The 26341-nt window shown below is 30.3% G+C and carries 28 protein-coding genes and 1 other annotated feature; all 28 genes read left to right on the forward strand.

The window, feature by feature from the left end; translation table 11 throughout:
* Window positions 1–220: 220 nt before the first annotated feature.
* The 28 genes from BM119_RS01840 (at window position 221) to typA (ending at window position 26242) form a co-directional block, all read left to right on the forward strand.
* The gene (locus BM119_RS01840; protein WP_090038368.1) at window positions 221–985 is read left to right on the forward strand and encodes a histidinol-phosphatase HisJ family protein; all 765 of its coding nucleotides are present in this window, start codon (window positions 221–223) and stop codon (window positions 983–985) included.
* 143 nt (window positions 986–1128) lie between these two features.
* Entirely contained in the window at window positions 1129–1581 is a 453-nt protein-coding gene (locus BM119_RS01845; RefSeq protein ID WP_090038370.1) for a MarR family winged helix-turn-helix transcriptional regulator, read from the forward strand.
* A gap of 11 nt (window positions 1582–1592) precedes the next feature.
* Window positions 1593–2564 (forward strand): beta-ketoacyl-ACP synthase III, encoded by a 972-nt coding sequence (locus BM119_RS01850; RefSeq protein ID WP_090038373.1) that lies wholly within the window; start codon window positions 1593–1595, stop codon window positions 2562–2564.
* Window positions 2565–2590: 26 nt separating this feature from the next.
* The gene (gene acpP / locus BM119_RS01855) at window positions 2591–2812 is read left to right on the forward strand and encodes an acyl carrier protein (RefSeq protein ID WP_090038376.1); all 222 of its coding nucleotides are present in this window, start codon (window positions 2591–2593) and stop codon (window positions 2810–2812) included.
* Window positions 2813–2875: 63 nt separating this feature from the next.
* Window positions 2876–3817, forward strand: coding sequence for an enoyl-[acyl-carrier-protein] reductase FabK (fabK, locus tag BM119_RS01860; RefSeq protein WP_090038379.1), 942 nt, complete (start codon window positions 2876–2878; stop codon window positions 3815–3817).
* A gap of 1 nt (window position 3818) precedes the next feature.
* Entirely contained in the window at window positions 3819–4757 is a 939-nt protein-coding gene (gene fabD / locus BM119_RS01865) for an ACP S-malonyltransferase (RefSeq protein WP_090038382.1), read from the forward strand.
* A gap of 3 nt (window positions 4758–4760) precedes the next feature.
* A complete protein-coding gene (gene fabG / locus BM119_RS01870; RefSeq protein WP_090038383.1) occupies window positions 4761–5498 on the forward strand; it encodes a 3-oxoacyl-[acyl-carrier-protein] reductase in 738 nt (245 codons plus the stop codon).
* An 11-nt stretch (window positions 5499–5509) separates the two neighbouring features.
* Window positions 5510–6745, forward strand: coding sequence for a beta-ketoacyl-ACP synthase II (gene fabF / locus BM119_RS01875; RefSeq protein ID WP_090038386.1), 1236 nt, complete (start codon window positions 5510–5512; stop codon window positions 6743–6745).
* Window positions 6746–6748: 3 nt separating this feature from the next.
* Window positions 6749–7234, forward strand: a complete 486-nt coding sequence (accB, locus tag BM119_RS01880; RefSeq protein WP_090038388.1) for an acetyl-CoA carboxylase biotin carboxyl carrier protein — start codon at window positions 6749–6751, stop codon at window positions 7232–7234.
* Window positions 7235–7243: 9 nt separating this feature from the next.
* Complete coding sequence (fabZ, locus tag BM119_RS01885) at window positions 7244–7675, forward strand: 3-hydroxyacyl-ACP dehydratase FabZ (protein WP_090038391.1); 432 nt, start codon at window positions 7244–7246, stop codon at window positions 7673–7675.
* Window positions 7676–7686: 11 nt separating this feature from the next.
* Window positions 7687–9036 carry an acetyl-CoA carboxylase biotin carboxylase subunit gene (locus BM119_RS01890; protein ID WP_090038393.1) on the forward strand — a complete coding sequence of 450 codons (1350 nt, stop codon included), beginning with the start codon at window positions 7687–7689 and terminating at the stop codon, window positions 9034–9036.
* A complete protein-coding gene (accD, locus tag BM119_RS01895) occupies window positions 9033–9920 on the forward strand; it encodes an acetyl-CoA carboxylase, carboxyltransferase subunit beta (RefSeq protein WP_090038395.1) in 888 nt (295 codons plus the stop codon). The genes BM119_RS01890 and accD overlap by 4 nt, the downstream gene beginning before the upstream one ends.
* Window positions 9907–10698 carry an acetyl-CoA carboxylase carboxyltransferase subunit alpha gene (locus tag BM119_RS01900; protein ID WP_423230991.1) on the forward strand — a complete coding sequence of 264 codons (792 nt, stop codon included), beginning with the start codon at window positions 9907–9909 and terminating at the stop codon, window positions 10696–10698. The genes accD and BM119_RS01900 overlap by 14 nt, the downstream gene beginning before the upstream one ends.
* A gap of 576 nt (window positions 10699–11274) precedes the next feature.
* Window positions 11275–12531, forward strand: coding sequence for a replication-associated recombination protein A (locus BM119_RS01905; protein WP_090038398.1), 1257 nt, complete (start codon window positions 11275–11277; stop codon window positions 12529–12531).
* Between the two features lie 101 nt (window positions 12532–12632).
* Entirely contained in the window at window positions 12633–13082 is a 450-nt protein-coding gene (locus tag BM119_RS01910) for an RrF2 family transcriptional regulator (protein WP_090038399.1), read from the forward strand.
* A 15-nt stretch (window positions 13083–13097) separates the two neighbouring features.
* The gene (gene nifS, locus BM119_RS01915; RefSeq protein WP_090038401.1) at window positions 13098–14288 is read left to right on the forward strand and encodes a cysteine desulfurase NifS; all 1191 of its coding nucleotides are present in this window, start codon (window positions 13098–13100) and stop codon (window positions 14286–14288) included.
* A 2-nt stretch (window positions 14289–14290) separates the two neighbouring features.
* A complete protein-coding gene (gene nifU / locus BM119_RS01920) occupies window positions 14291–14722 on the forward strand; it encodes a Fe-S cluster assembly scaffold protein NifU (protein WP_177199283.1) in 432 nt (143 codons plus the stop codon).
* A gap of 23 nt (window positions 14723–14745) precedes the next feature.
* Window positions 14746–15822, forward strand: coding sequence for a tRNA 2-thiouridine(34) synthase MnmA (mnmA, locus tag BM119_RS01925; protein ID WP_090038403.1), 1077 nt, complete (start codon window positions 14746–14748; stop codon window positions 15820–15822).
* Window positions 15823–15943: 121 nt separating this feature from the next.
* Window positions 15944–16423 (forward strand): PRC-barrel domain-containing protein, encoded by a 480-nt coding sequence (locus tag BM119_RS01930; protein WP_090038404.1) that lies wholly within the window; start codon window positions 15944–15946, stop codon window positions 16421–16423.
* Window positions 16404–17408 (forward strand): AI-2E family transporter, encoded by a 1005-nt coding sequence (locus BM119_RS01935; protein WP_090038406.1) that lies wholly within the window; start codon window positions 16404–16406, stop codon window positions 17406–17408. Before BM119_RS01930 ends, BM119_RS01935 begins: the two co-directional genes overlap by 20 nt.
* Before the next feature lie 59 nt (window positions 17409–17467).
* Window positions 17468–17643, forward strand: a binding site (T-box leader).
* Window positions 17644–17776: 133 nt separating this feature from the next.
* Entirely contained in the window at window positions 17777–20413 is a 2637-nt protein-coding gene (alaS, locus tag BM119_RS01940) for an alanine--tRNA ligase (protein WP_090038407.1), read from the forward strand.
* Window positions 20414–20603: 190 nt separating this feature from the next.
* Window positions 20604–20864: an IreB family regulatory phosphoprotein gene (locus BM119_RS01945; protein WP_090038409.1), complete on the forward strand. Its 261-nt coding sequence runs from the start codon at window positions 20604–20606 to the stop codon at window positions 20862–20864.
* Between the two features lie 68 nt (window positions 20865–20932).
* Entirely contained in the window at window positions 20933–21349 is a 417-nt protein-coding gene (ruvX, locus tag BM119_RS01950) for a Holliday junction resolvase RuvX (RefSeq protein ID WP_090038410.1), read from the forward strand.
* 64 nt (window positions 21350–21413) lie between these two features.
* Window positions 21414–21680, forward strand: coding sequence for a DUF1292 domain-containing protein (locus BM119_RS01955; protein ID WP_090038412.1), 267 nt, complete (start codon window positions 21414–21416; stop codon window positions 21678–21680).
* A gap of 34 nt (window positions 21681–21714) precedes the next feature.
* The gene (locus BM119_RS01960; RefSeq protein ID WP_090038413.1) at window positions 21715–22164 is read left to right on the forward strand and encodes a Fur family transcriptional regulator; all 450 of its coding nucleotides are present in this window, start codon (window positions 21715–21717) and stop codon (window positions 22162–22164) included.
* A 36-nt stretch (window positions 22165–22200) separates the two neighbouring features.
* The gene (locus BM119_RS01965; RefSeq protein WP_090038415.1) at window positions 22201–23868 is read left to right on the forward strand and encodes a ribonuclease J; all 1668 of its coding nucleotides are present in this window, start codon (window positions 22201–22203) and stop codon (window positions 23866–23868) included.
* 22 nt (window positions 23869–23890) lie between these two features.
* Window positions 23891–24244 carry a YlbF family regulator gene (locus BM119_RS01970; protein ID WP_090038417.1) on the forward strand — a complete coding sequence of 118 codons (354 nt, stop codon included), beginning with the start codon at window positions 23891–23893 and terminating at the stop codon, window positions 24242–24244.
* A 174-nt stretch (window positions 24245–24418) separates the two neighbouring features.
* Entirely contained in the window at window positions 24419–26242 is a 1824-nt protein-coding gene (typA, locus tag BM119_RS01975) for a translational GTPase TypA (protein ID WP_090038418.1), read from the forward strand.
* Window positions 26243–26341: the final 99 nt, after the last annotated feature.

Raw genomic sequence — 26341 nt, forward strand, 5'->3', positions numbered from 1 at the left:
AGTTGCGGATAAATTTTCAGAGGAGGATTTTAAAATTAAAAAAATACAATTAAAGAAAATCTGTGATTTTCAACCTGAGCTTTCAACTTTCCACTCTCAACCTTCAACTTTATATTTAGGAAGGCTGTGACTTCCAACAATAATTGTCAATTTTTAATTCTCAATTGTCAATTAAAAAAGGGCGTAGCCCTTTTTCATTAATTATATGGAGGAATTATAAATGTTTGATTGTCATGTTCATAGTAATTTTTCAACAGATTGTAAAGAGGATATTATCAATATAATAGAAAAAGGTAAAAAAGATAATGTAGGTATTACAGTGACAGACCACATGGATTTAAATTATCCGGATTTAAATTTATTTAGATTTAATGTAGACGAATACTTGGAAAAGTATTGGTCACTTAGAAATGATAAATTTTGTGTTGGTATAGAGCTAGGTATGGGAGATGAAATTAAAGAAGAAAATAATGAATTGGTTAAAAAGTATAATTTTGATCAGATAATTGGTTCAATACATATGATAGAAGGAAATGATATTTTTCAAAAAGAAACTTATAGAGAAAAAAGTAAAAGAGAAGTCTATGAAAAATATTTCAGTTCTATGGAGATGTGTATACGAACTCATGATTATATAAACATTTTAGCTCATATAGATTATATAAGTAGGTACAGTACCTATAATGATACAGAAATATGGTATAGGGAGTTTAGTGACTATATAGATGAGGTTTTAAAAAGAATTATAGAAAGAGATATAGCTTTAGAATTAAATACTAGAAGATTTAATTCAGATAGTGCTATAAAAAACACCTCTGATATATTGAAAAGATATAAAGAATTAGGTGGGGTTCTTATAACTTTAGGATCAGATTCACATACAGCATCATCTGTTGGAAACAACTTTTTCAAAGCAAAGGATTTAGTAAAAAATATGGAATTAAAAAATGTATATTATAGATGTAGAAAAATTCAAGATTTATAAATCTTGAATTTTTTTCATAAAATATTTATAAAAAATATATTGACAGAAAAAAACTAAAGTAATATACTTTGATTATCAAAGTAATTAGTTTGACTATCAAAGTATATTGTTTTGGTGGTCAAAATACTTCTAGGAGTGAAATAATGAGTAAAAGTATAAGTGTACTTAATGAATTATTGGTAGAGCTATTTAATGATATATTGAAAATAGAACAAACCGCCTTACAGGAAGGACATTTTAGTGATTTATCTGTGACAGAAATACATACAATAGAAGCAATTGGAATGTATGATGAAAAATCTATGTCTGAAGTAGCGGAGAAACTTAATATAACTGTTGGAACACTTACAACAGCTATAAGTAGGCTTATAAAAAAAGGTTATGTAGAAAGAAAAAGACAAGAAAAAGATAAGAGAGTGGTTTTAATAGGTCTTACTAAAAAAGGTAAACTAGCTTTTAGAATTCATGAAAAATTTCATAAGGATATGATAAGAGCAACTATTAATGGTCTCTCTGAGGAAGAGGAAAAAATTCTTACTACTTCTTTAGAAAAGTTGAATAAATTTTTTGTTAAAGAGTATAACCTTAAAAAGTAAGGAGAATTATTATGGCTTATGTAAAAATATTAGGCACAGGGGCATATGTTCCTGAAAGAGTTTTAAAAAATTCAGAACTTCAAAAAATGGTTGATACAAGTGATGAATGGATTACAACAAGAACTGGAATAAAGGAAAGAAGAATTTCTACATTTGAAGATGCTAGTGATCTAGGGGCAAATGCAGCACGTATTGCACTAGAAAACTCAGGAGTATCTAAGGATGATATTGATTATATAATTGTAGCTACAATAAGTAGTGAGACTTTAACTCCATCAACTGCTTGTGTAATACAGAGTAAATTAGAAGCTTCAAATGCTACAGCATATGATTTAAATGGAGCATGTAGTGGATTTATGTTTGCTTTAATACAAGGAGAAGCTCTTATAAAAGCTGGTAAAGCAAAAAAAGTATTAGTAATAGGCTCTGAGGTATTATCTAAAATTACTAATTGGAAAGATAGAGGAACTTGTGTATTATTTGGAGATGGAGCAGGAGCTGCAGTCTTAGGAGAAGGAGATAAAGGAATATTAAGTACTTATTCAAAATCTTTTGGAAACTTAGGAATGTATCTTACTGCGGGTGGAAGAAGTTTAGGAAGTCCTTTTATAGAAGATAAGTTAGATTCTGTAGATGGATTTATAAACATGAATGGTAAAGAGGTATTTAAATTTGCAAGTTATGCAATGACAAATGCTGTTAAGAAGCTTTGTGAAGATGAGAATATACATCTTGAAGACATAGATGTAATAATTCCACATCAAGCAAATTATAGAATAATTGAGTATGCTAGCACAAAACTTAACATACCAATTGAAAAATTCTTTATTCATTTAGAGAAGTATGGAAATACTTCGGCAGCTAGCGTACCTATGGCTATGCATGAAGCTATTGAAAAGAAAATCATAAAGGAAGATATGAATGTCGTATTAGTAGCATTTGGCGGTGGATTAACTGTTGGAGCTGCATTAATAAAATTTTAAATTATAAGAATGTGAGGAGATTTATTATGGTATTTGAAAAAATAAAGGAAATAATAGTTGAGCAATTAGGATTAAATGAGGATGATGTAAAAGTTGAAACAACTTTTGAAGAATTAGGGGTAGATTCATTAGATTTATTCCAAATAATAATTGAATTAGAAGAAAGTTTTAATATACAAATAGAAGATGCTGAAAATTTAAAGACTGTTAGTGATGCAGTTAAATATATAGAAAGTAAAATCCAATAACTAGAACTGCAAATAGGTCAGATATTCAAAAGATATCTGACTTATTAAATAGGAGGACTGAAAATGAACACTAGAGTTAATGAAATATTACAGATTGAATACCCAATAATCCAGGGTGGTATGGCTTGGATTGCTGATAGTTCTTTAGCAAGTGCAGTTAGTAATGGAGGCGGACTTGGAATTATAGCCGGAGGAAATGCACCGGTTGAATACATAAGAAATGAGATTAGAAAAACAAAGGAATTAACTGATAAACCTTTTGGGGTTAACATAATGTTATTAAGTGAAAATGCAGAAGAACTTGCAAAAGTTGTATGTGAAGAAGGGGTAAAAGTAGTAACAACAGGAGCAGGAAATCCAGGCAAATATATGGCTATGTGGAAAGAAGCTGGAATAAAAGTTATACCTGTGGTTGCATCGGTAGCTTTGGCAATTAGAATGGAGAGAAGTGGAGCAGATGCTGTAATTGCTGAAGGATGCGAAGCCGGTGGACATATCGGAGAATTAACAACTATGACTTTAGTTCCTCAAGTTGTAGATGCTGTAGATATACCAGTTATTGCAGCAGGTGGTATTGGAGATGGTAGAGGAGTTCTTGCGTCCATGGTTTTAGGAGCTGAAGGCGTTCAAGTTGGAACAAGATTCTTAGTTGCAGATGAATGTACAGTACATGAAAATTACAAAGAAAAAATAATAAAAGCTAATGATATAGATACTATGGTAACAGGTAGATCCACAGGTCATCCAGTAAGAGTATTAAAAAATAAACTTGCAAGAAAGTTCAAGGAACTAGAAAAAAATAATGGGGATTTAAATCAATATAACGAGTTAGGAAAAGGTGCTTTACCTAAAGCAGCAAAAGATGGTGATGTTGATTTTGGTTCTGTTATGGCAGGTCAGATAGCTGGTCTTGTGAATAAAAAACAAAGTTGTAAAGATATTATAGAAGAAATGTTTAAAGAAACTGAAAAAGTTTTAAACAATATTTATGAGGGAGCTAAATAGAATGAAAAAAATAGCTTTTGTATTTCCTGGGCAAGGAGCTCAATACGTAGGTATGGGAAAAGAATTTTACAATGAGTTTCAGTTTGTTAAAGATTTATTTCATGAAGCTGATAACATACTTGGTTTCAAGATAAGTGAAATGATACTTAATGGAGATGAAAAAGAGCTAAGTAAAACAGAAAATACACAGCCAGCTCTACTAATTGTTTCAACAGCTATCTTGACATTGTTAAAAGGAAAGAATATAAATCCAGATATGGTTGCAGGACTTAGTCTAGGAGAATACTCGGCTCTAGTTTGTGCAGGTGCCTTAAGTTTTAAAGATGGATTAATGCTAGTAAGAAAACGTGGTGAACTTATGGCAAAAGCTATGCCAGAAGGAAAAGGGGCTATGGCTGCTATATTAGGTGCAAAAAAAGAGAATGTTGAAAAACTGTGTGAAAAAAGTTCATGTAAGGGAATAATAGAAATAGCTAACTATAACTGCCCAGGACAAATTGTTATATCAGGAGCAAGAGAAGCTATAGAGTATGCTATAGAAATTTCAAGGGAATTTGGAGTACTAAGGGCTATACCATTAAAAGTAAGTGGTGCATTTCATTGTTCTTTATTAGATGATGCAAGTAAAAAATTACAATTAGAACTTGAAAATATAGAAATAAATGAATTAAAGATCCCATATGTAACTAATGTTACTGGGGAGGTTGTAAGTAATAATAAAAACATAAAAAACTTGCTGAAAAATGGAGTTAAATCTTCAGTGTTATGGGAACAATCAGTAAATGAAATGATAAATAATGATGTAGACATATTTATTGAAGTTGGATCAGGAAAAGTTTTAAGCAGTTTTATAAAAAAGATAAATAGAAAAGTAAAAGTTTTGAATACAGAAAATTTGCAAGACTTTAATGACGTTTTGGAGTTTTTAGGGAGGAATTAATCTATGGAGATTAGATGTGCACTTATTACTGGAGGAAGTAGAGGAATTGGTAAAGCTATATGTTTAAAGCTTGCAAAGTTAGGATATAAGATTGCTTTAAATTATAGAAGTGATGAAGCGGGAGCAATAGAAGTAGTTAATTTGATTAAAAATAATGGTGGGGAAGCAATTGCTATTAAAGGTGATGTTAGCAATTATGAAGATGCACTTAATGTTATAGAAAAAACAAAAGAGATATATGGAACTATAGATGTACTTGTGAATAATGCAGGTATAACTAATGATAAATTAATCCTTAGAATGAAAGAAGAAGATTTTGATAAAGTAATAAATGTAAATCTAAAGGGAACATTTAATTGCGTGAAACATGTAGTACCATTAATGCTTAAAAATAAAAGAGGGGTAATTATAAATTTATCATCTGTTATTGGCATAATAGGAAATGCAGGTCAAAGTAATTATGCTGCTTCTAAGGCAGGTATAATTGGGTTAACAAAATCACTAGCAAAAGAGCTTGGTGGAAAAGGAATAAGGGTTAATGCTATAGCTCCAGGATTTATAAAAACTGATATGACAGAGGCTTTATCAGAAACTGTTAAGGAAAAATTAAAAGATTCTATACCTCTTAAAAGGTTGGGCGATGGAGAAGATATAGCAGAAGTTGTAAGTTTTTTATGTAGTGATGGAGCATCTTATATAACAGGTCAAGTTATAAACGTTGACGGTGGAATGGTAATGTAGGGAGGATATTTATGAATAGAGTTGTTATTACATCTATGGGAGCTATTACTCCAATAGGTACGAATGTAGATACATTTTGGGAAGCTAACAAACAAGGTACTAATGGAATTGAAAAAATAACTGCCTTTGATACTAGCGATTTTAAGGTTAAATTAGCTGGAGAAATAAAGGATTATAGTGTAGAAAAATTCTTGGATAAAAGAGAAGCAAAAAGATATGATAGATTTTGTCAGTTTGCTATGATTGCTACAGAAGAAGCTATAAACAATAGTAAATTAGATTTAGGAAACATAGATAAAGATAGATTTGGAGTTGCAGTAGGAAGTGGAATAGGTGGATTTAATACATTAGAAAAAGAGCATAAAAATTTAATCGAAAAAGGTCCTAGAAGGGTTTCACCTTTATTTATACCTATGATGATAGGAAATATTGCAGGAGGAAACATTGCTGTGAAATATGGAGCTAAAGGGTCAGTTTTAAACATTGTTACAGCATGTGCAACAGGAACTCATTCTATTGGGGAAGCTTATAGAATGATTAAACATGGATATATGGATTTAATGATTGCTGGGGGTTGTGAGGCTTCTATAACTCCATTATCTTTAGCAGGATTTACTTCATTAACTGCTTTAAGTACAAGTGAAGATGTAAATAAGGCATCTATACCATTTAATAAAAATAGAAGTGGTTTTGTAATGGGAGAAGGATCTGGAGTTTTACTTTTAGAAAGCTTAGAACATGCAAAAAAAAGAGGAGCTACTATACTAGGAGAAATTGTTGGGTATGGAAGTACTTGTGACGCATACCATATGACTAGTCCCCATCCAAATGGTGAAGGTTCTAAAAAAGCTATGAAATTAGCAATAAATGAAGCTGGAATAGAAAATAAAGATTTAGGGTATATAAATGCACATGGGACAGGAACACCATACAATGATAAGTTTGAAACATTAGCTATAAAGGGTGCTCTTGAAGAAGAGGCTTATAATATACCAATAAGTTCTACAAAGTCAATGACTGGACATTTATTGGGGGCAGCAGGAGCAGTTGAATCAATTGTATGTATAAAGGCGCTTCAAGAAGGATTTATTCCTCCAACAATAAATTTAGATGAGAAAGATGAAGATTGTGACTTAAATTATGTACCTAACGTAGGGATAAAGAGAGAAATTAAATATGCTATGTCTAATTCATTAGGCTTTGGTGGTCACAATGCAACATTGTTATTTAAAAAATGGGAGGAATAATTCATGAAGTTTGAAGAAATAAAGGAATTATTAGAATTTATAGATAAATCTTCATTAAGTTATTTAGAAATAAAAGAAAGTGATTTTTATATAAAATTAGATAAAGCTTTGAGTAGAAGTGTAAATAAACAAGAAGAATTTATTGAAGAAAAAATAAATTCAGTATATAAAGAATCGAAAAATATAGATGATTATAAAATTAGTGAGGAAAACTATAAGAATGTAGAAGCTAATAAGGAAATGGATGATTGTGGAGAACTTATTTTATCTCCTATGGTAGGGACTTTTTATTCAACTCCAGCTCCAGATAAAGAAGCTTTTGTAAAAATAGGAGAAAGAGTTAACAAAGGCGAAGTGATTTGTATAATAGAGGCCATGAAGCTTATGAATGAAATAGAATGTGAGTTTGATGGAGAAGTAATAGAGATATTAGTCAAAGATGGTGAAATGGTTGAATATGGTCAACCACTATTTAAAATTAAAAAGTAGGTGTTTTAAATGAGTAGTTTAAATATTATGGATATACAAAAAATAATACCCCATAGATATCCTTTTTTATTAATTGATAAAGTTGAAAGTTTAGAAGAAGGTAAGCACATTGTGGCATATAAAAATGTAACAATGAATGAATATTTCTTTCAAGGTCATTTTCCAGTTGAACCTGTAATGCCGGGAGTATTAATAGTAGAAGCATTAGCTCAGGCTGGAGCTGTTGCAATATTAAGCTTAGAAGAAAATAAAAATAAATTAGCTTATTTTACAGGTATAGATAAAGTTAGATTTAGAAGAAAAGTTGTACCTGGAGATACATTGAGACTAGAAGTTGAAATAATAAAAGTAAAGGGTCCTATTGGTATAGGGGCTGCAGTAGCAACCGTTAATGGAGAAAAATGCTGTGATGGACAAATAATGTTTGCAATAGGTAAATAGGAGAAAAAAATATGTTTAAGAAAATTTTAATAGCAAATAGAGGGGAAATTGCTGTAAGAATAATAAGAGCATGTAGAGAAATGGGAATAAGAACTGTTGCGGTTTATTCAGAAGGAGATAGAACTGCGCTTCATGCACAACTTGCAGATGAAGCTGTCTGTATAGGTCCTTCACCATCAAAAGATAGCTATCTCAATATACAAAATATAATAAGTGCTACGGTTCTTACAGGAGCAGAAGCTATACATCCTGGATTTGGGTTTTTATCTGAAAACTCTAAGTTTGCTTCTATATGCGAGGAATGCAAAATAAAATTTATAGGACCCAAAAAAGAGTGCATAGAACTTATGGGTGATAAAGCTAAAGCTAGAGAAATAATGAAAAAATCTAAGGTGCCAGTAGTTCCAGGCTTTGAAGGAGTAATTAAGGATGAAGAGCATTTAAAGAAAGAATCTCAAAAAATAGGATATCCTGTAATGCTAAAAGCCGCAAGTGGTGGTGGTGGAAAAGGAATAAGAATTGTTAGTAGTGAGGAAGAATTAATAAAATCATATAATTCAGCTAAAAGTGAAGCTGAAAATGCTTTCGGAGATGGAACTATATATATAGAAAAATATATAGTGAATCCTCATCACATTGAATTTCAAATTCTAGGGGATAATTTTGGAAATATAATACACCTATGGGATAGAGATTGTTCAATTCAAAGAAAAAACCAAAAGGTCTTAGAAGAAGCTCCGTCTACTTTTTTAAATGATGACATTAGAAAAAGTATGGGTGAAGTTGCTGTAAAGGCAGCAAAATCGGTAAACTATAATAGTGTAGGAACAATCGAGTTTTTAGTTGATGATGATAAAAACTTTTATTTTATGGAAATGAATACAAGAATTCAAGTAGAACATCCTGTAACTGAAGCTATAACTGGTGTTGACATAGTAAAAGAACAAATTAACGTAGCGTCAGGGTTAAGTCTTACTTTTAAGCAAGATGATGTAAAAATAAATGGTCATGCAATTGAATGTAGGATAAACGCAGAGGATCCAGAAAAAAACTTTATGCCTTGTCCAGGGAAAATAGAAGCTTTAATTATGCCTGGTGGACATGGAATTAGAATAGATAGCGGTATGTATGCAGGATGTACAATACCACCCTACTACGATTCTATGATAGCTAAATTAATAGTTCATGGAAAAGATAGAAATGAAGCAATAATGAAAATGAAGAGATCTTTGTGGGAGTTCGTTGTTGAAGGGGTTAACACCAATATCGATTTGCAGTTTGATATTTTAAGTAATGAAGATTTTGAAAAAGGATATTATAATACAGGTTTTTTAAAGGATAAGTTGGTGAATAATTTATGATAAAAAGTTTTTTTAAAAGAAATAATTATATAACCGTAAGCAAAACATCTTTTCAAAATGAAGATAGATGTGAAAAGGGTCCTAATATTCCTGAGGGAACATGGGTTAAATGTAATTCGTGTGGAAAAATTATTTATTCTAAAGACATGATTAATGAATATAAATCTTGTAAATATTGTGGATATTATTTTAGACTAAATCCTAGAGAAAGAGCAAAATTAATATTTGACGAAGAAAATCCAAAGAAGATTTTTGAAAATATAAGGACCAGTAATCCATTAAACTTTCCAGAATATGATAAAAAGATAAATAAGGCTATAAAAAATTCAGGAGAAACAGAAGCTGTAACATGTTATGAAGCTCATATTAATGGCGAAAAAGTAGTGGCATGCATAATGAACAGTGAATTTTTTATGGGAAGTATGGGATCAGCTTTAGGAGAAAAGATAACAAGATGTGTAGAGATGGCAACAGAAAAAAAATTGCCACTTATAATTTTCACTGCTTCCGGTGGGGCAAGGATGCAAGAAGGTATGTTTTCTCTTATGCAAATGGCAAAAGTAAATAGTGCTTTAAAAAGGTTGCACAAATGTGGAGGGTTATATATATCAGTTTTAACTGATCCTACAACAGGAGGTGTAACAGCATCATTTGCTATGATAGCAGACATAGTTTTAGGTGAAAAGGGAGCATTAGTAGGATTTGCTGGTAGAAGAGTTATAGAGAACACCATTAAAGAGAATTTGCCAGAAAATTTTCAAACGGTAGAATTTTTATTAGAAAAAGGATTCATAGATAAAATAGTTGAAAGAAAAAATCTCAAAAAAATTCTTTGTAAAATTATTTTAATGCATAAGGGAGGAAATTATTTTGAGTCAAAATAATGCTTGGGATAAAGTTGAGAAAGCAAGAAGCAAGGAAAGACCTTCCGCTAAGTTGTATATTAGTAGTATATTTGATGATTTTATAGAATTACATGGAGATAGGTACTATAGTGATGATAAGGCAATAATTTCGGGGATAGCTTTACTGAATAACAATCCAGTAACTATTATTGCTCAGTGCAAAGGAGAAAATACAAAAGAAAATATAGAAAGAAACTTTTCAATGCCCCATCCAGAAGGATACAGAAAAGCTTTAAGACTTATGAAACAAGCTGAAAAATTTAATAGGCCCATTATTCTATTTGTTGATACTCCAGGTGCTTTCTGTGGAGTAGAAGCAGAAAAAAGGGGGCAGGGAGAAGCTATTGGAGAAAATTTGTTTCATATGAGTGATTTAACAGTACCTACAATAACAGTAGTTATAGGAGAAGGGGGAAGTGGTGGTGCTTTAGCTTTAGCGGTAAGCGATGAAGTTTGGATGATGGAGAATTCAATATATTCAATATTATCACCAGAAGGTTTTGCGTCTATACTTTGGAAAGACAAAAACAGAGTTAAAGAGGCAGCAGAAATTATGAAAATAACAGCCCATGATTTAAAAGGCTTTAATATAATAGATTATGTAGTAGAAGAAAATAGTAGCTTAGAAATTACAATGAGTAATTTAAAAAGTGATTTAATAGAAACTTTGAATAAATATATGAGTTTGACAAAAGAAGAGATTTTAGAAAAAAGATATTTCAAATATAGAAATATGGGTAATTATATTGAACTATAAGTATTATAAATAGGCTAAAGGAATGTAAAAAAGCAATCCTTTAGCTTATTTTGCTTTAGGCACATTCAAAAAAATAACAAGTTAGTATGCTAGTCTATTTCGTGTCATACTGTGTCAGCAATATTAGCCCATAGCTTGTGCTATGAACTAATATCACTTCCTTGTCTAACACGAAATATACATGGCACCTTTGACTTATTATTTTCTTTCATATGTCTTATAGGAATTTATATTGAAGTTGAATTTATGAATAACTTATTAAATGGTAGAGGCTTTTATAATTTGAGATTGAGAATGAACAATTGACAATGGCGGATGAAATCTTTTTAGGAAGATTTCTTAAATAAAAATATTTTTAAGAAAACCGTTGGATTTCAACCATAATTGTCAATTCTCAATTTTTAATTGTAAATCGTCAATAAGAACGTGGCATAACCATTTTTATTTTATTGCAAATGATAGTTTTATAACTAAGACATTTACTTAATAACATAAGAATTGCTTTATACAATAAAGATTGGATAATATGTTATAATACATAATGAAATAAAAAGTTAAATGGTAGGTGAAGTGGGTATGAATATACCTTTAGCTGAATTTATGAGACCTAGGACATTAGATGAAGTTGTAGGACAGAAGCATTTATTACAAGAGGGAAAGCTAATTGATAGAATATCAAAGTCTAAATATATACCTAATATGATATTTTATGGACCACCAGGTGTGGGTAAAACTACTGTGGCTAATATAATAGCAAAGATAAGTGATAAAAAACTATATAAGTTAAATGCAACAACTGATTCACTTAAAGATATTAAAGATATTATAGGTGACTTGGATACTTTTCTTGGGTATAAGGGTGTTGTTTTATATATAGATGAAATACATCATTTTCCCAAAAGAACACAACAAATATTATTAGAGTTTATGGAAAATGGCAAAATAACATTAATAGGTAGTACAACAGAGAATCCTTATTTTCATATTTTTAAAGCTATATTGAGTAGGTCTATGGTTGTAGAATTTAAGCCATTAACTGATGAAGATATAGAAGATGGTTTGAAAAGTACTATAAGAAGGATTAAAGAAGAAAAATCTATAGATTTAAATATTGATTGTAAAGTTATTAGAGAAATACCTAAATTAAGTGATGGAGATTTTAGAAGAGCTCTTAATGTGCTAGAAATATTGATTAACAGCAGTAATAATGGTGATATAAATGAAAGTGACTTAAAAGATATCATTACAGAAAAAACTTTGAATTTTGATAGCTCAGGAGATGTTCATTATGATGTTTTAAGTGCTTTTCAAAAATCAATAAGGGGAAGTGACCCTAATGCAGCGGTTTTTTATTTATCTATGCTTATTAAAGGTGGAGATTTAACATCTATATGCAGGCGATTATTGGTTATAACCACTGAGGACATAGGTCTTGCTCATCCTCAAGCTATAACAATTGTTAAATCTTGTGTTGATGCTGCTAGAGAATTAGGATTTCCAGAAGCAAGAATACCATTGGCACAGGCTACACTTTTTTTAGCTACATGTCCAAAATCAAATAGTGCTTATATGGCTATAAATAAAGCTATGGAAGATTTAAATACATTAAACATAGGGGAAGTACCTTCCCATTTGAAAGATTCTCATTATGATGGGGGAAAATTAATGGGTAGAGGAGAAGGATATAAGTATCCTCACAATTACAAGAATAATTATATAGAGCAACAATACTTGCCTAATAAAATAAAAAATAGAGTGTATTACAACTATGGAAACAATAAGCTTGAGAAAATATGTGAATCATATTGGGAAAGCATAAAAAATGAAAATTAATATATAATATATAGCCTAAGTATTGTTGACAAGTATACTCGGGTTTGATAAAATATTTTTTGTAAAGCATAGTGAAACACTCAACTTTGGGAGTGATAAAAATGAAACTATCAACTAAGGGTAGATATGGAGTAAAAGCAATGGTAGATTTAGCAATCCACTATGGTGAAGATCCTGTATCTATAAAAATAATATCTAAGAGACAAAATATATCTGAATATTATCTAGAACAGTTATTTTCGCCACTAAGAAGAGCAGGTCTTATAAAAAGTATAAGAGGAGCTCAAGGTGGATATGTACTTAATAAACAGCCTAAAGAAATCACAGTAGCGGATATAATGGATGTATTAGAAGGCCCAATTGAGATATCAGATTGTGTAGATGGGGTTACATGTACAAATGTAGATTGTTGTGCTACTAGATTATTATGGGAAAAAATAAAAAAAAGTATTGATAGTGTTATGACAGAAGTTACACTTCAAGATATAGTAGATGATTATTTAGCCATGACGAATAAGCATGGAATAATAAATGAAATAAAAATAAAATAATTAGGGAGTGAAACCATGGATAAGAAAATAATATATATGGATTATGCAGCTACTACTTACACTAAAGAAGAAGTATTAAAAGAAATGCTACCATATTTTACAGAGTATTATGGTAACCCATCTTCAATATATTCAATAGCTAGAGAAACAAAAAAAGCTATTGATGTTGCAAGAGATAGAGTTTCAAAAGCTTTAAGTTGTGGAACTGATGAGGTGTATTTTACAGCAGGGGGATCTGAAGCAGATAACTGGGCTATAAAAGGAATTGCATTTGCTCATGCTAATAAGGGAAAACACATAATAACAACAAAAATAGAACACCATGGATTATTACATACTTGTGAGTGGCTAGAAAAAAACGGATTTGAAGTTACTTATCTAGATGTTAATGAAGAAGGATTCGTTGATTTAGATCAACTAAAGAGATCAATAAAAGATGATACAATACTAGTATCTGTTATGTTTGCAAATAACGAAATTGGAACAATTCAGCCAATAAAAGAAATAGGTGAAATTTGTAAGGAAAGAAAAATTATATTCCATACAGATGCAGTTCAGGCTGTAGGCCATGTAGAAATAGATGTAAAAGAATTAAATATAGATTTACTTTCTTTAGCAGGACATAAGATATATGGACCTAAAGGGGTAGGTGCTCTTTATATAAGAAAAGGATTAAAGATAGACAATCTTATCCATGGCGGTGGACAAGAAAGAGCAAGAAGAGCAGGTACAGAGAATGTAGCTGGAATTGTTGGTCTTGGTAAAGCCATAGAGCTTGCAACAGCTGATATAAAGAAAGATAGCGAAAAATTAAGTTTTTTAAGAGATAAATTAATGAGTGGAATAGTAGAAAAAATTCCATATACAAAAATTAATGGTCCAAAGGGAGAAAAGAGACTTCCAGGAAATGTTAATATATCATTTAAATTTATAGAAGGAGAAGGAATCCTTTTATCATTAGATTATGAGGGTATTTGTGCATCAAGTGGAAGTGCCTGTACATCAGGAGCTTTAGATCCGTCACATGTATTGTTATCAATAGGCTTAGATCACGAGACAGCTCATGGATCATTAAGACTATCATTAGGAGATAACACAACAGAGGAAGAAGTAGAATATGTTTTAGAAAAACTTCCTCCTATAATAGAAAGACTTAGAAGTATGTCACCATTATGGTATGATTTTAAAAAGAGAGGGGAAAAATAGTAATGATATACAGTGATAAAGTAATGGATCATTTCAGAAATCCTAGAAATGTTGGAGAAATAGATAATGCCAATGGAATAGGTGAAGTTGGAAATGCTAAATGTGGAGATATAATGAAAATATATCTAAAAGTAGAGAACAATATAGTTAAGGATGCTAAGTTTATGACTTTTGGATGCGGTTCTGCTATAGCATCTTCAAGTATGGCAACGGAATTAATAATAGGAAAAAATTTAGAAGAAGCTTGGAATTTAACTAATAAAGCAGTTGCAGAAGCATTAGATGGCTTACCACCAGTTAAAATGCATTGTTCTGTACTAGCAGAAGAAGCAATTCATAAAGCTATAAATGATTACAGAGTACAACAAGGACTAGAACCATGGGAAACTAAAGAATATCATGATATACATGATCATGTTCATGGACATGAATAATAATTTATAAAGGTGATTTTATAATGAAGAAAAAAGTTGTAATAGGAATGAGTGGAGGCGTAGATAGCTCTGTTGCTGCATATCTTTTAAAGCAACAAGGATATGATGTAATAGGGGTTACTATGCAAGTTTGGCAACAAGATGATGAATATGAAGAAAAGGAAGGCGGATGTTGTTCATTATCGGCTGTAAATGATGCAAGAAGAGTTGCTGATAAGTTAGATATTCCTTTTTATGTTTTAAATTTTAGAGATATATTTAAAAACAAGGTTATAGATTATTTTGTTGATGAATATATTGAGGGAAAAACTCCAAATCCTTGTATAGCATGTAACAAGCATATAAAATTTGATGAACTTTTAAGAAGATCATTAGGTCTTGGAGCTGATTATGTAGCAACGGGGCACTATGCAAAAGTTATAAACAAAAATGGAAGATATTTACTTGAGAAATCAGATGATGATAAAAAAGACCAAACTTATGCATTGTATAATATGACTCAGTATCAGTTAGAACGTACACTAATGCCTTGTGGTGAATATTCTAAGGATAAAATAAGAGAAATAGCAAAAGAAATAGGTTTAGAAGTTCATAATAAAAAAGATAGCGAAGAAATTTGCTTTATACCAGATAATAATCATGGTAGGTATATAAAAGAGGTTACAGATGGAAAAGTTAAAGAAGGCTATTTTGTTGATAAGGAAGGAAATAGGCTAGGAAAACATAAAGGGATTGTATATTATACTATTGGACAAAGAAAGGGGCTAGGCATAGCACTTGGAAGACCAGTATTTGTAATAGATATAAATCCTATGACTAACGAGATTGTCCTTGGTAGCGAGGAAGAAATCTTTAAAACAACTCTTACAGCAAAAGATATTAATTTTATACCATTTGAAAACTTAATTGAACCTATGGAAGTTCAAGCTAAAATAAGATATTCTGCAAAGCCAGCAGAAGCAATTATAACTCCATTAGAAAATGGTAGGGTAAAGGTTGAATTTAAAGAAAAACAAAGGGCTATAACGAAGGGTCAATCAGTAGTATTTTATGATGAGAATATAGTTATTGGTGGCGGCGTTATAGATGGTTTAATATAGAAGTTGGTGTATATAATACCTCAAGTTTGTTAAATAACTTGAGGTATTATTTTTTTTTCTGTGGACAAAATAAATTAGAAAGGAAGTTGAGGCAATGCTACGAACTAAGGAATTTCAGTATATGAAAGTTGAAAACAAACATGGGAAATATTTAGGGTTTGTTAAAGACATAGCAATCAATTACAATAGTAAAAATGTAGTTGGGTTCAAAATATCTACATTTTCTCTATTTTCTAAAGATACATATGTTTTAAAGGAAGACATAGTTTGTGTGAATGAAAAATTAATAGCAGAAAAAACTATAAAAGAAGATTTATTATGTTTCAATGATATAAAATTTTTAGATGTTATTACATGTAAAGGATGTATGCTAGGAGTTCTAGAGGATTTAATAATTGATATAAAGACATTTACAATAAAAGCCATTATTGTAGGAACTGGAATAATAAATAAGATGGTAAATGGAAAAGAAGTATTACTTATTAATAATACGATACTAGGAGAATTTAATGTATTGTATTATCCAAATAGTAATATAAGGTGTTTCTCACTTCCACATAAGCTCATAGGAGTTGAAGAGTATGAAGAGGATTGCTATTAATGTAATTATTTTAAGTTTATCAGCTGTTTTATGTGTATGGCTCTTAAATAATGATATTATAAGAGAAATATTTTATATAGTTTTAATATCATTTATTGTTGCATACGCAATAAAGCCTATTGTTAGGTATTTTAACAAAAAAGGATATAATAAAAAATTTATATCTATAGCAGCAATATTATTTGTCTTTGGAGTATTTATATCTATTTTAGCATTTTTTATACCTAAAATGATAAAAGAGAGCTCTAATTTATCAGGGTCAATAGAAGAAATAGAGAAGAGTATAAGTTATATTTATAATAACATAACGAATAATAAACTTTTTGGACTAGTACATACTGAAATTGAGGGGAAGGTCATAGAATATACCTCAAAAACTTTAAATGATATGATTAATAATGCATTGGAATTAGGAGAACATTTACTTTCATTAGCTGTAATACCAGTGATATCATATTACTTTTTAGCAGATGGGAAAAGGTTTTGGGAAAAATTCTTAATGATCATGCCTGTTAGAAGAAGAAGTGTTATTAAATTAATAATAAATGATGTTGATAAAATATTATCTAAATATGTTATAAGTCAAGTTCTTTTAAGCATACTTATAGGAGTTTTGACTTTTATAATTTTAATAGTCTTAAAGGTTGATTTCCCCTTGGTATTGTCATTTATCAATGCCACAGCTAATATTATTCCATATTTTGGACCGATATTTGGGGGGATTCCAGCTATACTTTTAGCTTTATTGCAGTCTCCACAAAAAGCATTATATACAACAATATTATTGATAATAATACAGCAGATAGAAGGAGATTTAATTTCTCCTAAAATAGTTGGAGATAGCATATCTATTCATCCTATGATAGTTATAATTCTTTTGATAGTAGGAGGGAAAATAGGTGGTTTTATTGGAATGGTTTTAGTTATACCATTTGCAGTTATAATAAAAGTTATATATGAAGATATTAACTATTATTTATTTTAAAATCTTGACATAGAAATGATAATAAAATATAATTTTTCATAAGTAATAAAATTAAATAATATTTAGCTATGATAAGAATGAGTAAATTTATATTTTCATTTAGAGAGAAAGTGGTTGGTGAAAGCTTTTTGAAATATAAATTGAAGGCTGTCTTTGAGCTTTGTCAATAGAGTGATGGATTATATTTTAATCCATAATTAGGGTGGTACCACGGAAACAAGCTTTCGTCCCTTGGGTGTAGGGATGGAGGCTTTTTATATTTTTTTATAATAATTTAAATTAAAAAAGGTAATAGGAATAAATAAGTAATATTGAGATCTATATTACACTAAATATATTCAAAAACATAAAAATTAGGAGGAATATACATGAAAAAAATGGGATTAAATGAACTAAGAGAAGAATACTTAAAATTCTTTGAGGGCAAAAAACATTTAAGGTTATCGAGTTTTTCACTAGTACCTCAAGAAGATAAAAGTTTACTTTTAATAAATGCAGGTATGGCGCCATTAAAACCATATTTTACGGGGCTAAAAACACCACCAAGCACAAGGGTTACAACTTGTCAGAAATGTATAAGAACAGGTGATATAGAAAACGTAGGTAAAACATCAAGACATGCAACGTTTTTTGAAATGCTTGGAAACTTTTCCTTTGGCGATTATTTTAAAGGAGAAATAATACCTTGGGCATGGGAATTTATAACAGAAGTGTTGCAAATACCAAAGGATAAACTTTATGTAACAATATATCTTGATGATGATGAAGCTTTTGATATATGGACTAAAAAAACAGATGTTGATCCAAGTAGAATTTTCAGATTAGGTAAAGAAGATAACTTCTGGGAAATAGGGGTTGGACCTTGTGGACCGTGTTCAGAAATTCATTATGATAGAGGAGATAAAGTAGTAACTACATCAGAGGAATTCTTACAGGCTTCTGATAAAGATATAATAGTTGAATTCTGGAATTTAGTATTTACTCAATTTGATAAAGATGAAGATGGAAATTACAATAAACTTGCTCATCCAAATATAGATACAGGAATGGGTCTTGAAAGAATTGCAACAATAATGCAAGGAACAAATAACATCTTTGAAATAGATACTATAAAAGATATTGTAAATAAGGTTTGCAAAATAGCAAATGTTTCTTATGGTAAGGATGGAATTACAGATACATCATTAAGAATAATAGCGGACCATGCTAAAAGTGTAACATTCTTAATATGTGATGGGGTATCACCATCAAATGAAGGTAGAGGATATGTATTAAGAAGATTGTTAAGAAGAGCTTTAAGACATGGAAGATTATTAGGAATAAAAGAAATGTTTTTAAGCAAAATAATGGAGACGGTAATAGAAAATTATGGTTCAGCTTATGAAGAACTTAAAGAAAAATTTGACTATATAAAGAAAATAATTGATTTAGAAGAAGAAAGATTTAATGAAACATTAGATAGTGGAATGGAAATACTTAAATCATATATAGTAGAAATGGAAGAATCTAAAGAGAATGTTTTAATTGGAGAAAAAGCATTTAAACTTTATGATACTTATGGTTTTCCAATAGAACTTACAGAAGAAATTCTAAACGAAAAAAATATATCAGTTGATGTAACTAGTTTTAATAAAGAAATGGGACTTCAAAGAAAAAGAGCTAGAGAAGCAAGACATGAAAGTAACTATATGGGGGTAGATGATTCTATTTTAAATAAAATAGATAATAAAATAGTTACTGAGTTTAAAGGATATGAAACTTTAAGCTACCAAGGAAAAGTTATTCTAATAATAAAAGATGATAAATTTGTGGAAAAATTAAAACCTGGTGAAGAAGGTATTGTTATAACGGATGTTACTCCTTTTTATGCTGAAATGGGAGGCCAAGTAGGGGATACTGGATTTATATATGGAAGTACAACAGAAGTTAGTGTTATAAATTGTAAAAAGAATATAGAAGGAAAGATAGCTCATTTTGTAAAAGTTAATAGTGGAGAAATAGGTATAAATGATACTGTAAAACTAGTTGTTGATGAAGAAAGAAGAACTAATGTATGTAAAAATCATACAGCAACTCATATGTTACATGAAGCTCTTAAAGAAATATTGGGAGATCATGTAAATCAATCAGGATCATATGTTGATGAAGAAAGATTAAGATTTGACTTTACACATTTCTCAGCATTGACAGAAGAAGAGTTATTAAAAGTTGAAACTTTAGTAAATAACAAAATCATGGAAGTATTTGATGTTGTAACAAATGTAATGTCAATAGAAGAAGCTAAAAAGTGCGGAGCTATAGCTTTATTTGAGGATAAGTATAAAGAGGCAGTAAGAGTTGTTTCTGTTGGAGAATTTAGTAAGGAACTTTGTGGTGGAACTCATGTAAGAAATTCAGGACAAATAGGCTTATTTAAAATAGTTTCAGAAGCAGGAGTTGCAGCCGGAACTAGAAGAATTGAGGCAGTAACAGGAACTGGGGCAATTAAATTTATAGAAAATAAAAATGAAATGTTAAAAGATGTTTCTAAGGTATTAAAATGTACAGAAAAAGATTTAATAGAGAAAATAAATCAAAATATAAGCTTATTAAAAGAAAAGGATAAAGAAATACAAGAGCTTAAATCAAAAATGATTAATGGTGTAGAAGATGATATCTTAAAGGAAGTCAAAGAAGTAAAAGGGTTGAAATATGTTGCTTACAAATTATTAGATATTGATGGAAATGCACTAAGAGACATTGGAGATAAAGTTAAAAATAAACTTGGAGAAGGAGTAGTAGTTTTAGCTTCAGTTGTAAATGGAAAAGTACAAATTGTTACAATGGCTTCTAAAGAAGCTGTGGCTAAAGGAGCTCATGCAGGTAAGATAATAAAAGAAGTCGCAACAATTGCTGGCGGTGGCGGTGGCGGAAGACCAGATATGGCTCAAGCTGGTGGTAAACTTCCAGAAAAAGTTGATGAGGCTTTAGAAAAAGTTAAAGAAGTATTAGAAAAATCATTATAATAAATGTATATACATTTTTGCCGTTTTGATTTATAATATAAGTATTAAATGAGAATGAATAATGCTAAATTTAATTACTTTATAGTAAAAGTTGAATACTTTTATAAGAAATGGTTATACTGATTAAGGTAACTACGTACATGTTATAATGTAATTGTAGGGAGGTGAAGCTGCATAAGCAGCGTTACTTATGGCTAATAATATTAATGAAAATACAATGCAGTTCGATTTCGATAGGGATAAGAAAGATTTAACTAAATCTATACTTACAGAAATATATAGCTCATTAAAAGAAAAAGGATATAATCCAGTTAATCAATTAGTGGGATATTTGATTTCAGGGGATCCAACGTATATTACTAATTATAATGGTGCTAGAGCTTTGGTTAGAAAGCTAGAGAGAGATGAAATTTTAGAAGAAGTTTTAAAATCTTATTTGGACGTAAAGTAATGATGGTGCCCTATTTTAGGGCACTTTTACTTTAATATCCTATTTTATATAAAATAAGGAGCATATTTATGAGAATACTTGGATTAGATATAGGAGATAAAACTATAGGGGTTGCCATTAGTGATCCATTAGGGTTTACTGCTCAAGGAATAACAACAATAAGACGTAGAATTGATCCTTTAGATTTGAAAGATTTGAAGAAAATTTGTGACGATTATAAAGTTGAAAAAATAATATCAGGACTTCCTAAGAATATGAATGGCACATTAGGGCCTCAAGGAGAAAAAGTTATGGAGTTCTGTAAGAAAATAAAAGATGAATTAAATATAGAGCTAGAGTATTGGGATGAAAGGCTTACAACAGTTGCAGCTCATAGAGCAATGCTTGAAGCTGATATGTCTAGAGCAAAAAGAAAAAAAATAGTTGATAAAGTAGCGGCTACATATATCCTACAAGGATATTTAGATAGAATATCAAACAGCTAATAACCATTCTTGGAATATGATGGTTGTTGGTGTAAAACAATTAATAATTGAGGAGTGTTAATGAATGAATGATGAGAAACAAACAATATTGCTAGTTGATGAAGATGGTGTAGAGTGCGAATTTGAAATTTCTGAGGTTTTCGGTGTAGATGAATTAAATAGTGAGTATGCTGTAGTTATTCCTGTTGATAGTGAAGAAGAGGAAGGAATACTATTAAAAATGATAGAAGAAGCAGATGGAAGTATGACATTAGCAACAATTGAAGATGAAGAAGAGTATGATATAGCAGCTGAGGTATATGCTACACTTTTCATGAATGAAGATAATTAGTAATTAATAATATAGGAAATGGGGTTGTTATTATATGCCAAATTTAACTATAACAGAAATGAATAATCTTAAAGAAGAATTGAAAAAGAAAGGATATAAATTAACACCTCAGAGAAGAGCCATAGTTGATACAATAATTGAGAATGAAGGCAAGCATTTAACAGTAGAAGAAATTTATGATGAAGTAAAAAAAGATTGTCCGGAAATAGGTTTAGCTACTGTTTATAGAACCATTTTACTTTTAGAAGAATTGCAAATAGTATATAAATTAGATTTGAATGATGGATGCAGTAGATATGAAATGGTTCATAAAGACGAAATTCACAGACATCACCATTTGATTTGTACAAAATGTGGCAGTGTAATCGAGGTAGAAGGTGATTTGTTGGAAAATTTAGAAGTTAAAATTGAAAAACAATATAATTTTAAAATAAAGGACCATAGCGTTAAATTTTTTGGGATATGCCAAAATTGTGGTGAGTAGTTTTAAAATATATAATAAAAGCAAGGAGGGGAGATAATGAAAAGAGAGAAGGATAAGGTTAAGATAATTCCTCTTGGCGGACTTAATGAAATCGGAAAAAATATGACAATTATAGAGTACAAAGAGGATATTATAGTAATAGATTGTGGTTTAAAATTTCCAGATGAAGATATGTTTGGAATAGATATTGTTATACCGGACGTAACATATTTAATAAAAAACAAAGAAAAAGTAAGAGGAATATTTTTCACACATGGACATGAAGATCATATAGGAGCACTTCCATATATCCTAAAACAGTTAAATGTACCGGTTTATGGTACAAAACTAACATTGGGAATTATTGAGACAAAACTTAAGGAACATGGATTATTAAGTACAACAAACTTAATAACAGTAAAAGCAAGAGATATAATTAGACTTCAAAGTGCTTCAGTAGAATTTATAAAAACAAATCATAGTATTGCTGATTCTGTAGCAATAGCTATACATACACCGTTAGGTGTTATATTGCATACAGGAGATTTTAAAATAGATTATACTCCAATAGATGGAGAGATAATGGATTTTGCAAGATTTGCAGAATTGGGGAAAAAGGGCGTGCTAGCTATGCTGGCAGATAGTACTAATGTTGAACGTCCAGGTTATACAATGTCTGAAAGGACAGTTGGAGAAACCTTTGAAAATATATTTAGTAGTGCAAATGGAAGAATAATAGTTGCAACTTTCGCATCTAATATCCATAGGATACAGCAAATACTCATGGCAGCAGAAAAGTATGGAAGAAAAGTTGCTGTTTCAGGTAGAAGTATGGAGAATACTGTTGCAGTTGCAACGGAACTTGGGTATTTAACACCAGGTAAAGATGTTGTTATAAATATAGATGCAATAAATAGATATCCTAATGATAAGATTGTTATAATAACTACAGGAAGCCAGGGGGAGCCAATGTCTGCTCTAGCTAGAATGGCTACATCAGAACATAAAAAGGTTAATATAATAGAGGGAGATATGGTTATAATATCAGCTAGCCCTATACCTGGAAATGAGAAGCTTATATCAAAAGTTATAAATCAATTATTTAAAAAGGGTGCAGAAGTTATATATGAAGCATTAGCAGATGTACATGTATCAGGACATGCGTGTCAAGAGGAATTAAAACTTATGCATTGTTTAGCTAAACCAAGATTTTTTATACCTGTTCATGGAGAGTATAGACATTTAAAGCAGCACAAAGAGCTAGCTCAAAAACTAGGTATGAATTCTAACAACATCATTATAATGGATAATGGTGAGGTTGTGGAAATCACAAGGGATTCTATAAGAAAAAATGGAACAGTTATTTCAGGTCAAGTTTTTGTAGATGGTCTTGGTGTTGGAGATGTTGGAAATATAGTACTTAGAGATAGAAAACATTTATCACAGGATGGAATTTTAACAGTTGTAGTAACAATTGAAAGAGAAAGTGGAGCTGTTATAGCTGGACCGGATATTATTTCTAGGGGATTTGTATATGTTAGAGAATCAGAGGATTTAATGGGTGAGGCTAGAGAAATAGTAAAAGCTGCCCTTAAAGAATGTGAGGCTAAGAAAATATCTGATTGGGCGTCAATGAAAGCTATGATAAAAGATGCTTTAAGAGTATACTTATATGAGAAAACAAAGAGAAAACCAATGATACTACCAATAATAATGGAAATATAGAGATTTTAGTTGGAGGTATTTGATGACTATCTATGATAGAACTCATGAATTAGCTAATGAACTGAAAAATACTGCAGAAGTATTAGAGTATAGAAATTCTTACAAAAAGATTCAAGAAAATGAAAAAAATAAAGAATTGGTTGATAAATTCAGAAAAATTCAATTTGAGGCATATAATGAACAAATTGAAAAAGGAGATATATCACAAGAGACTAAAGAAAAAATGCAAAATTTAGGAGCTATTTTATCTGCTAATATAGATGTATCTAACTATATTCAAGCGGAATCTAAGTTTGCAGTACTTTGGGAAGATATAATTAAAATATTACATGATTCGGTTGGATTGGATTTAACTTTAAAAAATGACAATCAATAGTCAAAAAATTTGACTTTTTAACATTGTAATATTAGAATTAATATGGTCAAAGTAGAATTGGATACCCACGTATCCAATTTTATTTTGCATATTAATAATATTTTGTGCAAAAATAAAGTTAAATAATAAATAAATAAGTAAATAAATAAATAAACTTTGGAGGAAAAGAAAATAATGAATATATTTGAAAGAAATGATATAAGAAACATAGCTATAATTGCTCACGTTGACCACGGTAAGACAACTTTGGTAGATGCTTTATTAAAGCAAAGTAATGTTTATAGAACAAATGAAAAAATAGAAGAAAGAGTTATGGACTCTAATGATTTAGAAAAAGAAAGAGGTATAACAATACTTTCTAAAAATACATCTGTTAGCTATGAAGGTGTAAAGATAAATATAATAGATACACCAGGACATGCTGATTTTGGTGGAGAAGTTGAACGTGTACTTAAAATGGTAGATAGTGTTCTTTTAGTAGTAGATTCATATGAAGGTGCTATGCCTCAAACTAAATTCGTTTTAAGAAAAGCTCTAGAACTTGGATTAGATCCAATAGTAGTAATAAATAAAATCGATAAACCAGATGCTAGACCAACAGAAGTAATAGATGAAATATTTGAATTATTTATGGATCTAGGGGCTACTGATGAGCAGTTAGACTTCCCAATAATGTATTGTTCAGCAAGAGATGGATATGCAATGCTTGAGCCAGAAGATAAAGGCGAAAATATGATACCACTTTTAGATATGATAATAAAAAATGTTAAGGCACCTGTAGGGTACATAGACAAGCCGCTACAAATGCTTGTTACAACTCTTGATTCAAGTGAGTATGTAGGAAGAATAGCAATAGGAAAAATTGAAAGAGGAACTATAAGAAAAAATCAAATGGTAACTCTTATGACTAAAGAAGGAAATAAGTCAAATATAAAGGTTTCGAATCTTTACGTATATGATGGATTAAAAAGAGTAGACACTGAAGAAGCTAAACTTGGAGATATAATTGCTATAAGTGGTGTTGGAAATGCAAGCATAGGAGATACTATAGCAGATAATGAAAATCCAGAAGCTTTACCATTTGTACACATAGATGAGCCAACAATAAGCATGAACTTTATGGTAAATGATTCACCTTTTGCTGGTAGAGAAGGAGATTTTGTTACATCAAGACATTTAAGAGATAGATTATTAAAGGAATTAGAAACAAACGTTAGTTTAAGAGTTAATGAATTATCTCCAGACTGTTTTGAAGTAAGCGGAAGAGGAGAACTTCATTTATCAATACTTATAGAGACAATGAGAAGAGAAGGATATGAATTCCAAGTTTCTAAGCCAATGGTTATATTCAGAGAAGAAAATGGCGTTAAAGTAGAGCCAATGGAATACTTGACAATAGATGTTCCAGAAGAATTTATGGGACCTGTAATGGAGAAGCTTGGACCTAGAAAAGCTGAAATGGTTAATATGACATCAGCTATAAATGGATACGTTAGACTTGAATTTAAAGTTCCTGCAAGAGGACTTATAGGATTCAGAAATGAATTTATGACTGATACTAAAGGTAATGGTATAATGAACCATGTCTTTGATAGTTATGAGAAGTTAAAAGGTGATATACCTGAAAGATCAAGAGGATCTTTAGTGGTATTTGAATCAGGAGAAGCTATAACTTATGGTCTTTTCAATGCTCAGGAAAGAGGAAGATTATTTATAGGACCAGGAACTGAAGTTTATTGTGGAATGATTGCTGGAGAATGTTCAAGAGCAGATGATATAGAAGTTAATGTTTGTAGGAAAAAGCAACTTACAAATACTAGATCATCAGGAGCTGATGATTCATTAAAATTAACTCCAATAACAGAACTTTCATTAGAGCAATGCTTAGAATTTGTAAGAGCTGATGAAATAGTTGAAGTTACACCAGTTAATGTAAGAATGAGAAAAAGATTATTAGATCCTAATGAAAGAAAAAGAGCAACAAGTAGAAAAAAATAAGTTCTATTTTATAATATAAGATAAATTTTAATGGGTTAATTATTACCATAGGTTCATAATAGTATTGTAAATATTATTATGAACCTATGGTTATAAAAA

This window comes from Clostridium frigidicarnis (assembly GCF_900111985.1).
GTDB lineage: Bacteria > Bacillota > Clostridia > Clostridiales > Clostridiaceae > Clostridium_Z > Clostridium_Z frigidicarnis.